The organism is Nocardia cyriacigeorgica (assembly GCF_029868385.1).
Taxonomy (GTDB): Bacteria; Actinomycetota; Actinomycetes; order Mycobacteriales; family Mycobacteriaceae; genus Nocardia; species Nocardia cyriacigeorgica_F.
On sequence record NZ_JARWNX010000042.1, the window covers coordinates 149,679 to 162,388 of the forward strand.

General features: G+C 67.5%; 11 protein-coding genes and 1 pseudogene. 7 read left to right on the forward strand and 5 right to left on the reverse strand.

Going from position 1 to position 12,710, the window contains the following annotated elements:
- Positions 1 to 20 precede the first annotated feature (20 nt).
- Both QH168_RS12015 and QH168_RS12020 read left to right on the forward strand, forming a co-directional pair.
- On the forward strand, positions 21 to 449 hold the full coding sequence (locus tag QH168_RS12015) for a hypothetical protein (protein WP_280234670.1): 429 nt from the start codon (positions 21 to 23) through the stop codon (positions 447 to 449).
- Positions 450 to 538: 89 nt separating this feature from the next.
- The gene (locus QH168_RS12020) at positions 539 to 751 is read left to right on the forward strand and encodes a hypothetical protein (protein WP_280234671.1); all 213 of its coding nucleotides are present in this window, start codon (positions 539 to 541) and stop codon (positions 749 to 751) included.
- Positions 752 to 1,190: 439 nt separating this feature from the next.
- Here the strand turns inward: QH168_RS12020 and QH168_RS12025 are convergent, their stop codons facing one another.
- A complete protein-coding gene (locus QH168_RS12025) occupies positions 1,191 to 2,609 on the reverse strand; it encodes a DUF1254 domain-containing protein (RefSeq protein ID WP_280234672.1) in 1,419 nt (472 codons plus the stop codon).
- 88 nt (positions 2,610 to 2,697) lie between these two features.
- Positions 2,698 to 4,035, reverse strand: coding sequence for a hypothetical protein (locus QH168_RS12030; protein WP_280234673.1), 1,338 nt, complete (start codon positions 4,033 to 4,035; stop codon positions 2,698 to 2,700).
- Between the two features lie 50 nt (positions 4,036 to 4,085).
- Here QH168_RS12030 and QH168_RS12035 point away from each other — a divergent pair, with 50 nt between their 5' ends.
- The gene (locus QH168_RS12035) at positions 4,086 to 4,214 is read left to right on the forward strand and encodes a hypothetical protein (protein WP_280234674.1); all 129 of its coding nucleotides are present in this window, start codon (positions 4,086 to 4,088) and stop codon (positions 4,212 to 4,214) included.
- Positions 4,215 to 4,307: 93 nt separating this feature from the next.
- Complete coding sequence (locus QH168_RS12040) at positions 4,308 to 6,392, forward strand: thioredoxin domain-containing protein (RefSeq protein ID WP_280234675.1); 2,085 nt, start codon at positions 4,308 to 4,310, stop codon at positions 6,390 to 6,392.
- Between the two features lie 385 nt (positions 6,393 to 6,777).
- Here QH168_RS12040 and QH168_RS12045 read toward each other — a convergent pair whose 3' ends face one another.
- Positions 6,778 to 8,346: an adenylate/guanylate cyclase domain-containing protein gene (locus tag QH168_RS12045; RefSeq protein WP_280234676.1), complete on the reverse strand. Its 1,569-nt coding sequence runs from the start codon at positions 8,344 to 8,346 to the stop codon at positions 6,778 to 6,780.
- A gap of 76 nt (positions 8,347 to 8,422) precedes the next feature.
- On the reverse strand, positions 8,423 to 9,091 hold the full coding sequence (gene trhA / locus QH168_RS12050) for a PAQR family membrane homeostasis protein TrhA (protein WP_280234689.1): 669 nt from the start codon (positions 9,089 to 9,091) through the stop codon (positions 8,423 to 8,425).
- 178 nt (positions 9,092 to 9,269) lie between these two features.
- Between trhA and QH168_RS12055 the strand changes: the two genes are divergently transcribed.
- The gene (locus QH168_RS12055; protein ID WP_280234677.1) at positions 9,270 to 10,058 is read left to right on the forward strand and encodes an isoprenyl transferase; all 789 of its coding nucleotides are present in this window, start codon (positions 9,270 to 9,272) and stop codon (positions 10,056 to 10,058) included.
- Positions 10,059 to 10,112: 54 nt separating this feature from the next.
- Here the strand turns inward: QH168_RS12055 and coaA are convergent, their stop codons facing one another.
- Positions 10,113 to 11,045 (reverse strand): type I pantothenate kinase, encoded by a 933-nt coding sequence (gene coaA, locus QH168_RS12060; RefSeq protein WP_280234678.1) that lies wholly within the window; start codon positions 11,043 to 11,045, stop codon positions 10,113 to 10,115.
- Positions 11,046 to 11,224: 179 nt separating this feature from the next.
- On the opposite strand from coaA, the gene QH168_RS12065 reads away from it, so the two are divergent.
- Together QH168_RS12065 and QH168_RS12070 are read left to right on the forward strand one after the other, a co-directional pair.
- Positions 11,225 to 12,430: a DUF885 domain-containing protein gene (locus QH168_RS12065; RefSeq protein ID WP_280234679.1), complete on the forward strand. Its 1,206-nt coding sequence runs from the start codon at positions 11,225 to 11,227 to the stop codon at positions 12,428 to 12,430.
- A 111-nt stretch (positions 12,431 to 12,541) separates the two neighbouring features.
- Positions 12,542 to 12,710 (forward strand): annotated as a pseudogene (locus QH168_RS12070) (serine hydroxymethyltransferase); the annotation flags it as partial.

Sequence of the window (12,710 nt, forward strand, 5' to 3'; positions counted from 1 at the left end):
GCTTGTGCTGTCGGTGCTGGGTGTCGATGTCCGCGCGCGCGACCACCTCCAACTGCGGCGGCGGCATCGACGGTGTGGGTGGCATGGGCGGCGTGGGCGATGGGGACGGTGCTGGCGGCGCGGGCAGTGCGGACGGTGCTGGCGGCGCGGACGATGGGGACGGTGCTGGCGGCGCGGACGGTGGGGACGGTGCTGGCGGCGCGGACGGTGGGGACGGTGCTGGCGGCGCGGACGGTGGGGACGGTGCTGGCGGCGCGGACGGTGGAGGCGCTGCTGGCGGCGCGGACGATGGGGGCGCTGCTGGCGTTGCCGTCGGTGCGGGCGATGTGGTCGGCTCGGACGGCGCGGACAGTGCCGACAGCGCACGAGATGAGGGCTGTGCGGAGGGGGCGGGTGATGCGGGCGGGGCTTGGGCGGCGGTGGTCGGTCGGGTCTGGGGGAGGGGTTGATGTGTTGTCGGTATCTGCCGTCTGCGGCGGGACCACGGTGTCGGCCATGCGACGGGGGTGGCGGGTGAGGCGGTGTCGACGCCGGGCAGGTGGGCTCGATCGGAATCGGTGATGGCGGCTGGGTGGGCTTCGGCCTCGGCGATGGCGGCTTTGAGGTCGGCGATCGCGCGGGTGGCGTTGTCGATCACCTGTTCCAGGTTGGTGACCATCGCCCGCATTTCGGCAAGGTCGATCCGCGACCGCGGGCTCATCGCGCCCTCCTGCTCGTCATGACCGCCTATCGGGTGAGGCCGGTGTGCTGACCGGTAACCACATCCGATCGCAGCGGACGCGGCGACGGACGATGACGCATCCAGTTTCGCAGCCGATCCGTCGCCGCGCACCTTCTCCTCGGCCACCGAGTCGGGGAAACTGGTCGTTCCCTTTCTGTCGGCACGCGGCCTTCACGGGTTACACGTCGACGGTCTACCTTCGCTCGGCCGCCGCGCTGAGCGAAACGCGGGTCGGCACGTACCGCACCGCACTATCGGGCAGGCCGGGGCGTGGCCCAGGTAGGACAACCGCGGGTATCCCCGCGCGGTGATGTGGCCGAATACCAGGTGACGCCGACCGATCAGCCGGAACCCGACGCGGCCCTCGCGACGGTGCGCGGCCCACTTGGGGATATCGCGCACCGCGGCTGGTCACCCTGCCCGCCACCGAATCCGGTGACGGGCAGTCCGGTTGACCGAGTGGGCTTCGTCAAGCCGCGGTGAGGGCGGGCGGTTGCCAATGGCCGTCGGCCGCGCTGGTGTGGGGCGCATACAGGCGCAGGGCGAGGTTGAAGGTGCCCGAGGTGGGGATGGGGAGCCAATTGCCCACGGGGACATCGGGACCGGGGTTGGCGGGTGCGAGGGTGAGGTCGACCGAGCCGTCGGGGTTGGGGGTGACGGTGGGGTGGTGGCCGAGGGAGTAGATGTTGTCCGGGTTGGGAACGAGGAAGTGGTCGGCGGTGTAGGCGGTGAGGGACCAGAAGGCGTCCGCGGGTGGGAGTTGGCCTGCGGGGAAATGAATTCGGTAGCTGTGGGTAGGGCCGCCGGAGTCGGCGGGGATGTTGTTCATGATCGGGTAGAGCGTGTCGTCGGGTAGGTTCGCGCCGAGTGTGGTGAGGGCGGTGTTGGCGCGCAAGGAGTAGTCGGTGCCGTACGTGCCGAGGTTGGTGGCGTAGGTCCAGCCGTTGACGATTTTCGCGTCGGGGTTCTTGTAGTCCTTGATCTGCTGCTGGGCGCTCTGGACGGCCGCGGCGAGGGTGCCGGTGTCGATCCCGGTCAATGACCCGCCGGGCGTGATGCCCAGTGTCGCGAATCGGGTCAGGGTGTCGGCGTCGGCGGGTGCGGGCGCGTCGGCGGCCATGAGGGTGCAGAGTTTGGCGAAGAACGTCGCGCCATCCATCGCGGCGACCTGTTTGGTCGGGCTTGCGGTGCGGTCGGCGGGTATGCCGGTGGGTGTGGGTGTGTCGGGCGCGCTGGTCCAGGTGCTCAGGGGCATCAGCTTGATCTGGTTCTGTAAGGCGGTGACCGCGCCGTGGTCATCCGGGTCGTTCAATGCGAATCGGATGATGGCCCAGGCGGTTGCGGTGGGCATGTCCAGGCGGGTCAGTCCGTCGGGCAGCGTGCCCGACCAACCGGGACCGGTCACGGCGTAGGTGAACGGACCCGAGGGGTCGCCACTGGAGATCTGCGGCCGCACACTGGAGGGGTTGTGCGCGGTATTGGACCAGGCGTCGAGGATCTGGGCCAGCCAATAGCGGTCGGTCATGGCCGGAATCTGCAACACCATCGGTTCGGTGCGCAGGTCGAGCCAGGCTTGGCTGTAGAGGGTGTCGACGTTCGGGGTGACGACGGTCTTGTCGTCGGGGCTGGGTGTCTTGTTGTAGCGCAGCAGGGTGTTGGTGGGTGCGGCGGTGGCGCGGGTGGCATCCATCAGCACCAACGGATAGCCGAAGACGTAGGCGTCGGTGGCGATCGATGCGGGGTCGCTGCCACCGGAGGTGGTGGTCGAGGATGAACCCGACTCGCTCGACGAGCCGCAGGCGGCGAGTGCGACGGTGGCCGCGACTCCGGCCGCGGTACCGAACAATCCACGACGGGAGAGCGAGCTGACGGATACGCGTTCGGTCATCGGTGAAACTCCTTGTCTCGGTGGAATGCAGGATGATGCGAGAGCGAATGATCAAGCGGCCGAACCGGTCTGGTATTCCGTGGTGTGCTCACCGCAGCGGATGGCAGCCGCCGGCCTCGAACTGCGCCTTGCTGGAATAGGTGGCTTCCGGCAGGAATTCGCCCATGACCGACTTCTCGTCACCGGGTGCGTGGGTGTCCTGCACGGCATGGCCGAATCCGTCGGAGGGCAGCATATTGCGCAGAATCAGGTACGCGTCGTCGGCATGTCCCGCGCCGTCCCCGTTCTCCGGCAGCGGCACCCAGGCCACACCGCAGGCGGGGATGGCGTTGGCGGGTCGCTGCGACGGCAGGCTCGCCACGATCGTGTAGTGGCGCGCCGCGTCCAGCGGAACCTGTTCGTCGTAGACGCATCCGGCGACCCTGGTGGTGGCGACGGACTCGTTGCTGCACAGCGACCAGTACCGCATGTCGACCCCGCCGTCGAGCATTGGTTGGCCGTCGAGGGTGCGCGGGGTGCGGGGCATGGTGCCCGTCAAGGTCAGCACTTCACCGAATTTCCTGCTGACATAGGCGTTCACGTAGTTGTTGTCGATATTCGAGTACTGCCCGCCGGTCCTTGCCGGAGCGCCATCGCACTGGCCGAGGTAGATGCAAGTCAGTCCGAACGGCTGGTTGTAGAAGGTGCGCCACACCGTGGGGTTGTCGGCCGGGAAGGTGTCGGGCTTGCCGGGCTGGTTGCGCAACGCCTGGTACGTATCGCCGGGGACCACGTCCACGCGCGGTGTGGTGCTGACAGCTTGCACTGCTTGGCAGAGTTGTTCGCCCGTCAGCAGCTGCCCGTCGGCGGTGTGGAGTTCGGGCCGGGGCAGCCCGACACCGCCGGTGATATCCCGCCCGTTGTCGGGCAGGTAGAGGCGATAGATGAGGGTCGTGCGCTGCTGGCCGGGGACTCCGGCGTAGAGGGTGTTGGGCTGGGGCTCGGCCGGTGCGGTGCTGTCGAGGACCCGCACGGTGTAATCGCGGCCGGTCTCGCCCAGGCGGTTCGCGCCCGGCAGATACGGATTGTGCGAACCCGAATCCGGTACCGTGGACACATCGTTGACGGCCGCGGTCGGGGAGTTCGTGGTCACGTCGTAGGAGTTCAACGACTGATACCGGGCGTGTGCGTACTGCCCCTTCAGTGAGAGGGTCGCGCCCTCGGGGATATCGAACTGCGCGGCCCAGTACAGTGCCCCCGAATCCGGGAAGGCGTAGTTGAGCTGCTGATTCGTGGCCGAGAAGGTCGGGCCGAACCAGAAGCAGTTCGACGTCTCGTGCTGCTGAGTTCCGGACGAGCCGGTGTCGAACGGACCGGCGTGCGCGATTCCTCCCGGAATGAGCGCGGTCAGCGCGGCGGCGAGGGCCGACAGGGTGCGGAACCGCATGGAACTCCTTATGGCGTGGACGACAAACGTGTGGCAGCGAACCTGAGCCAGTGCTACGCGTGCTGCTCGACCCCGAGGGTCTGGTGGCCGCGGCCCTGCACACCGCGCTGGCGCGGGAGGTCGGCTCGGCCGCACCGGATCCCGAGGTCCCCGCTGCGTGGGCGGTTTCCGAACTCTAGCACTCTATTGCAGCGTTACTGCAATAGAGTGTGGCGCGATACCACGGTCGCGGTGCGATGGGTTGATGCGCGGTGGTCGCATTCCCGGTGTCGATGTGCGCTGAGCGTGTGCTGGACCCCCAGGTGTGGGAGGCTGGCAAAGTGAATCGTTTGGCCACCGCGACCTCACCGTATCTACGTCAGCACGCGGACAACCCGGTCCATTGGCGGGAGTGGGATGCCGAGGCGTTGGCCGCGGCCGCCGCGCGTGATGTGCCGATCCTGCTGTCGATCGGGTACGCGAGCTGCCACTGGTGCCATGTGATGGCGCACGAATCGTTCGAGGACGAGGCAACGGCCGCGTTGATGAACGACAACTATGTCTGCATCAAGGTCGATCGGGAGGAACGCCCGGATCTGGATGCCGTCTACATGAACGCCACCGTGGCCATGACCGGTCAGGGTGGCTGGCCGATGACCTGCTTCCTCACGCCTACGGGGGAACCGTTCTACTGCGGCACCTACTACCCGAAGGTGCCGCGGGGCGGGATGCCGTCGTTTCAGCAGTTGCTGGAGGCGGTCACCGATACCTGGCGTAATCGTCGGGACGAGGTGAATCTGGCGTCCTCGCAGGTCGCGGAGGCCTTGCGGGGGCAGGCGGGCGGTCTGCCGGACAGTGAGCTGACCGTCACCGCCGAACTGCTCGATCATGCGGTGGCCGTGGTGCTGCGTGAGGTGGACCAACAGCACGGTGGATTCGGCGGGGCGCCGAAGTTTCCGCCGTCGGCCTTGCTGGAGGGTTTGCTGCGCAGCTGGGAACGCACCGGCGACGATGCGACCGCGGAGGTGGTGCGGCGTACCGCGGCGGCGATGGCCCGCGGCGGTATCTACGACCAGATCCGCGGCGGTTTCGCGCGGTATTCGGTCGACGCCGCCTGGGTGGTGCCGCACTTCGAGAAGATGCTCTACGACAACGCCCAACTGCTGCGCGCCTACGCCCATCTGGCGCGACGTGTGCCCGACGACGATCTGCCGCGCCGGATCACCGGCGAGATCGTGGAATTCCTGTGCGACGATCTCGGCACCGAACCCGGCGGATTCGCCTCCGCCCTCGACGCCGACACCCATCTGGAACCGGGGCAGCCCGGCGTCGAGGGCGCGACATACGTCTGGACGCCCGCCGAACTCGTCGCCGCGCTCGGACCGATCGACGGTGCGTGGGCGGCCGAGGTCTTCGGCGTCAGCACCGCGGGCAATTTCGAACAGGGCGCCTCGGTGCCCACCCGCTACACCGACCCCGACGATCTCGCCCGATTCGAGCGGGTCCGTTCCGTCTTGCGCACCGAGCGCGACCGACGGCCCCAACCCGATCGCGACGACAAGGTGGTCACCGCCTGGAACGGTATGGCCATCACCGCGCTCGCGGAGGCCGCCACCGCGCATTCGCGCGCGGACTGGCTCGATGCGGCGATCCGCTGTGCGCGATTCCTGCTGGCCGAGCATGTGGTCGGCGATCGGGTACTGCGCGCCTCGCTCGGTGGCACGGTGGGCGCCGCGCCCGGTGTGCTCGAGGATTACGCCTGGTTGGCGACCGGTCTGCTCGCACTGCACCAGGCCACCGGTGTGATCGAATGGCTCGAGCACGCACAGCGATTGTTGGACGCGGCCATCGAGCATTTCGCCGATCCTGCTGCCCCCGGCAGCTGGTTCGACACCGCCGACGATGCCGAAACCCTGGTGGCCCGGCCCCGCGATCCGATCGACGGTGCGACACCGGCGGGCGCGTCATCGCTGGCGGAAGCCCTGCTCACCGCGTCGGCCACCAGCGCCCCGGACCGCGCCGTCCGGTATCGCGACCTCGCCGACCGCACCCTCGCTCGCGGCACCGTTGTGCTCGCCAAGGCCCCCCGTTCGGCAGGCCAGTGGTTGACCGTCGCCGAAGCCGCGTTGCAGGGCCCGATCCAGATCGCCATCGCCACCCCCGATCCCGCCGCCGCTGCCGATCTGCTGGCGGTGGCCCGGTCGACGGCCCTCGGTGGAGCGATAGTCCTGGCGGCCCAACCGGATTCGGTGCCGCTGCTGGCCGACCGGCCGACGGTCGGTGGCGCGCCCGCCGCCTATGTCTGCCGTGGTTCGGTGTGCGATCTTCCGGTCACCACGGCCGATGCGCTCGGTGAATCGTTGAGTCGCCGGGAATAGAACGTGCCGGTGTCGTTCGCGAAGATCGGTCGTATACCGCTGATCACCGCGAACGACGGCGCCGCGCCCGCTCGCAGGTGATGGTGGGCCGTGCCTGCCGGTACGTGGCGGTCGGCCGTGCCATGGTGTCGCGGATCAGTGATCACTGCCCGCGGTGGCGCCGGTGTCCTCGGTGGCCGCCGTGTTCGAGCCGGCGCTGCTGAACACCGGAGGATTCGCCGCACCGTCGTCGGAGGAGGAATTGGCGGTGGTTTCATCGAGGTGACTGAACAAACTCGGGGGACCAGATTTTCGGTTCATCCCTGAAGTCTCCTCTCATCGGCCGACACGTGAGACCCCGGCACCGCCTTTTGCCTCGGGCGGTATGCCTTTGCCCGGCGGAAACTCAGACGGACGGCCCGGAGTCCCCGGTGGGCGTCGGAGCGGGTCGAGATGATTCGGCGGCGGATTCGATGCCGTCCGGCTCGGGCGATTCGTCCTGCGGCAGATCGGTCCAGGAAGGTGTCGGATCGGCGATACCACGCAGCGGCAGATCGCCGTAGCGCACCCATTTGGCCTGTTCATGGGGTGCGGCGGCATCGATGATGGACTCGCTCACCAGGATTCGGCGCGGGACGGCCTTGGCGGCGGTGGTGAGGCGGGCGGCCTCGTTGACCGCATCGCCGATGACGGTGAACTCCAACCGCGTATCGGTGCCGACATCACCGGCGAACACCTGGCCGCGGGCCACCCCGATACCGATATCGAGTTCACCGGTGCCGAGTACCTCATCGCGGATGCGGCGGGCGGCGCGCAGCGCGGGGGTGGCATTGTCGCGCAGTGCGATCGGGGCGCCGAAGATGCACAGCGCGGCATCGCCCTCGAACTTGTTGACCAGCCCGTTGTTCTCCTCGGTCGCCGCGACGACGATCGAGAGCAGCCGGTTGAGTTTGGCGACGAATTCCTGCGGCGGCAGACCGGTGGAGATCTCCACCGAACCGGTCACATCGACGAACAACGCCGACACCACGCGGACATCGCCGGTCAGATCGACACCGCTGGTCAGCGCGCGCTCGGCCACATCATCGCCGACATGTCTGCCGAACACATCACGCATCCGGGTCCGTTCGCGCAAGGTGGCGGCGAGTTGATTGACCGAATGTTCCAACCGGCCGATCTCGCTCGCACTGCCCACCTGCACCCGGACATCGAGATCGCCGTGGGTGATCCGATCGAGGGCCAGCCGCAGCTGCCGCATCGGCGCGGCCACCGCGCGGGCCAGGGTCGCGGTGGCGAGCGCGCCGACCACGATGCCGAGGCAGGCCACATAGATTCCGGTGCGGATGCGGTCGGGCGCACTCGACACCGGATCGGCGAGCACCACGATCAGCATGGACAACGGCATCGCGCCCGAGACCGCCCAGGTGAGCACCACCCGGACGAAAACGGTGGAACTCCAATGCATGGTCGCGCCGAGCACACCGGCCACGATCGGGATGGTCGGCCGGATCAGCCGGTCCACGATCAGGAAGGTCAGCCCGCCCGATTCCAGTCCACCGATGATGAACATCGAGGCCATCACCGCGAGATCGTCCTGCGGTGTCACCCTGGCCAGCACGATCGCGGCGATGATCACGCCGGGCAGCCATAAGGCGAGGGCGCGGGTGGTGATGGCGATGGGCAGCCGCAACAGTCGTCGCGCCTCGTCGGGTGTGGGTTTGCGGGTCTGGTCGAGCCAGGCGAAGTAGACGCTGCGGTCGCGGATGGCAAGGGCGATGCCGATGCCGAAGCCGATGGCCGGATAGATCGCGACCACACCGAGCGCGCGCAGGATATCGGGTCCGAGCCGGTCGAAGAATCCGCCGAGCCACAGCTGGATGATGATCACCGCGAGACCGCTGAGATTGCAGGTGATCACGACGGCGGCCAGGCCCCATCGGGCCCGCAGCGCCCAGACCACCAAACGGGCGATCATGACGTGCGCTCGGGCAGCACGATGCTCACTGCGACAGCGACTGACACGAACGAGCAGCATAGAACGCCGAAGCCGTTCAGCGCAGCAGCACCAGCCAAACCGCAACGTAGTGCGCCAGCGCGGCGAGCACCGTCGCGGCGTGGAAGAACTCGTGATGACCGAATACGGTCGGCCACGGATTCGGCCATTTGGTGGCGTAGAGGATGGCGCCCCCGCTGTAGATCAGCCCGCCGATCAACAGCAGGATGAGCGGTGCGAGGCCGACATTGTCGTAGAGCTCACCGACCACCGGCACGATCGCCCAGCCGAGTAGCAGATACAACGGCACGCCCACCCAGGGCGGCGCGGTCGGCCACAGCAGTTTCAGCGCGACACCGGCGAGCGCACCGGCCCACACCACGATCAGCAGCGTTCGCCCGGTCGAGCCGGGCAGGCCGAGCAGCGCGAACGGGGTGTAGCTGCCCGCGATGAACAGGAAGATCATCGAATGATCGGCGCGCTTCATCCGGATCCGGGCGCGCCCCGTCGACCAGGTGATCCGGTGATAGACGGCGCTGACCCCGAACAGCAGGCAGACGGTGAGCCCGTAGACGAGCGTCGACCACACCGCGGTGGCCGAGACCGTCGTCGCGGTGGCGACCAGCGCGATGGCCGCGATCGCCGCGACGCCCACCGCCCAGGTATGGATCCAGCCGCGCATCCGCGGTTTGACCAGCGCCGCCAGCGCATCGGCCGGGTTGAGCATCTCTTCGACGGGCTCGACGCCGTCGACGGGTTCGGCCGGATCGACGCGGACCGGATCGGTCACGGCCACCTCCTGTGGTTAACTCACGAGTAACCTACGGAACCGTAGGTTAAGGGCTCGATCGCTACTGTACCGGGAAGAGCGGCCGTTGCCGCAGACAACGTGACGAGGCGTACTGTTGGACGCCGTGGAGTTTCCGAGTCGGGTGCGTGGCTTTCCGTATCGCGTCTACGAGGCCCGGCTGGCCAAGCAGCTGGCAGGTAAGCAGCACCCCCGTCATGTCGCGGTGATGTGCGACGGCAATCGCCGCTGGGCGCGGGAGAACGGTTTCACCGACGTCAGCCACGGCCATCGGGTCGGCGCACTGAAGATCGCCGAACTGGTGGGCTGGTGCGAGGCCGCCGGGATCGAGATGGTCACCGTCTACCTGCTCTCCACCGAGAACCTGAACCGCGATCCGGAGGAACTGGAGACGCTGTTCGAGGTCATCACCGATGTGGTCGAAGAACTGTCGGCGCCGGACCAGAACTGGAGTGTGCGGCTGGTCGGCTCGCTCGACGGCTTCCCCGAGCTGATCGCCAAGCGGTTGCGCACCGCAGCGGAGCGCACCAGCGGCCGCAACGGTGTCCATGTCAACGTGGCGGTCGGCTACGGCGGTCGGCAGGAGATCACCGATGCGGTGCGCTCGCTGGTGCGCCAGGAGATCGCGGCCGGTGAGACCGGTGAGGATCTGGTCCAGTCGATCACCGTCAACGCCATCGGTCAGCATCTCTACACCTCCGGCCAGCCCGATCCCGACCTGGTCATCCGCACCTCCGGTGAACAGCGGCTGTCGGGTTTCCTGCTGTGGCAGAGCGCGTATTCGGAGATCTGGTTCACCGAGGCGTACTGGCCGGAGTTCCGGCGGGTGGATTTCCTGCGCGCGCTACGCGATTTCGCGGCGCGGCATCGCCGATTCGGCGTCTGAACACACCTTGTCCCGCTGCCGATTTCGCCGCGGCGGGCGATATCGGCGGCGCGCTCACAGTTTCCGCAGTCGCAGCCGATTGATGGCGTGATCGGCGTCTTTGCGCAGCACCAGTGTGGCGCGCGGACGGGTGGGCAGGATGTTCTCCACCAGATTCGGTCGGTTGGTCGAGTTCCAGATCTCCTTGGCCGCCGAGGTCGCCTCCTCGTCGGTGAAGCGGGCGTAATGGTGGAAATGCGCCCGCGGATCGGCGAAACCGGTTTTGCGCAGGCTGAGAAACCTTTGGACATACCAGTTCTCGATGTCCTCGATACGGGCGTCTACATAGATGGAGAAGTCGAACAGATCCGACACCATGAGCCGCGGACCCGTTTGCAGCACATTCAGACCCTCGACGATGAGGATGTCGGGCTGGCGCACGCAATGGAACTCGCCGGGCACGATGTCGTAGGAGATGTGCGAATACATCGGCGCACACACTTCCGGCGCACCGGATTTCACCTCGGTGACGAATCGCAGCAGTTTGCGGCGGTCGTAGCTCTCCGGGAATCCCTTGCGATGCATGATGCCGCGCCGGGTGAGTTCGGCAGTGGGGTAGAGGAACCCGTCGGTGGTGACCAGATCCACCCGCGGATGGTGATCCCAGCGGGCCAGCAGCGCCTGGAGCACGCGCGCGGTGGTGGATTTACCCACCGCGACGCTACCGGCGACGCCGATCACGAACGGCACCTGCCGGTCCGGATGCTTTTCCCCGAGGAATGTCGCGGTCGCGGCGAACAACCGCTGACGCGCGGCGACTTGCAGATGAATGAGACGGGCGAGCGGAAGATAGACCTCGGCGACCTCTTCCAGATCGATCTGTTCGCCCAGACCGCGCAGGCCGATCAGTTCTTCCTCGGTGAGCACCAGCGGAGTCGATTTGCGCAGTGTGCGCCACTGTTTCCGATCGAATTCCACATACGGGCTCGGCTCGCTCATCCGTGCCACTTACCCGACGCTCCATTTCGGCAAACACGCACACATATCGCACCGGCGCTGTGAGATTCGGACTATCTGTGGCCGCATGGCTGAATTCTGCGCCTTGCTGCCGAGGGCCGGGACAGGGGGTGGCCTACCGGCGGGTAACAGGCGGCGCCACGCTGGTGGACCGGCTATCGTCGGCTGCCATGGAAGCGCATCCGCTCGTCACCGATTACCTGCGGCTCGGCCTGGCCTTCGACCGACTGGAAGAAGGTTTCGTCGACGCGTTCACCGGGGATCCGGCACTGCGCCGCGAAGTGCAGAACGCGCCGGCGCCGCAACCGCGCGAACTGGCGCAGCGGGCCGCGGCGCTGCGGGCCGAACTGCCCGCCGCCGGGTTGGCGCCGGAGCGCACCGAGTTCCTCGATGTGCATCTGCGCGCGTTGGAATGCTCGGGGCGCAAGTTCGCCGGTGACGACATCGGCTTCGTCGACGAGGTGCGCGCCTACTTCGACGTCGAGATCGAACCCGGCGACGAGGCCGACTACCGCGACGCCCACCGCAAGATGGACGAGGTGCTGGCCGGCGATGGTCCGCTGGCCGAACGGATGGCCGCGCACAAACAGGCCGACGAGATCCCGCCGGAACGGTTGTCCGCCTGCGTCGAGTCGTTCTCCGGTGCGCTGCGCGAACTGGTCCGTGACCGCTACCCGCTGCCCGACCACGAGCACGTGACCTATGAGGTGGTCGGCGATAAGCCGTGGTCCGGTTTCAACTACTACCTGGGCAATTTCCACTCCAAGGTCGCGATCAATTCCGATCTGCGCCAGCACATGGCCAACCTGCCGCATCTCATCGCGCACGAGGCCTATCCGGGCCATCACACCGAGCACTGCCGCAAGGAGGCCGGGCTGGTCGCCGCCGGACAGGTGGAGCAGACCTTGTTCCTGGTCAACACCCCGCAATGCCTGATGGCCGAAGGTCTCGCCGACCTGGCGTTGACGTCGATCGTCGGGCCGGGCTGGGGGCGCTGGGCGCAGGAGATCTACGCCGATCTGGGCTTACGCTTCGACGGTGAGCGCGCCGAACGGTTGTCGGAGGCCTCGGCCCAGCTGCTCGGCGTGCGCCAGGACGCGGCGCTGCTGCTGCACGATCGCGGCCGCGACGCCGATGAGGTCGCCGCATTCCTCCAGCACTGGAATCTCATCACCCCGGAGCGGGCCCGGCAGTCGCTACGGTTCCTGTCCTCACCGCTGTGGCGGGCCTACATCAGCACCTATGTCGAGGGCTACCGGTTGCTCGGCGGCTGGTTGGACGGGGCGACGGGTGCCGACGAGCGCGCCGACCGGTTCCGCAGGTTGTTGGATGAACCGCTCACTCCGGGTGCGGTGCGGGCGATGCAGCCGGCCTGATCGGCCGCCGCTCGGAGGGGAACCGGCTCGCCGGAAAGGGTGCGCAGCGCTTGGCCATGTGCTACCGGACCCCGTGCCGAACAGACCCGAAGGAGCCAATAGACTGGCCGGGTGACGCAGACGACCTCCTCTGTCAATACTCAGTCTCTCGGTGAGCTCGATCCCGAGGTTGCTGCCGCGATGGCGGGTGAGCTGGCTCGTGAGCGTGACACGCTCGAGATGATTGCTTCGGAGAATTTTGTGCCGCGGGCGGTGTTGCAGGCGCAGGGTTCGGTGTTGA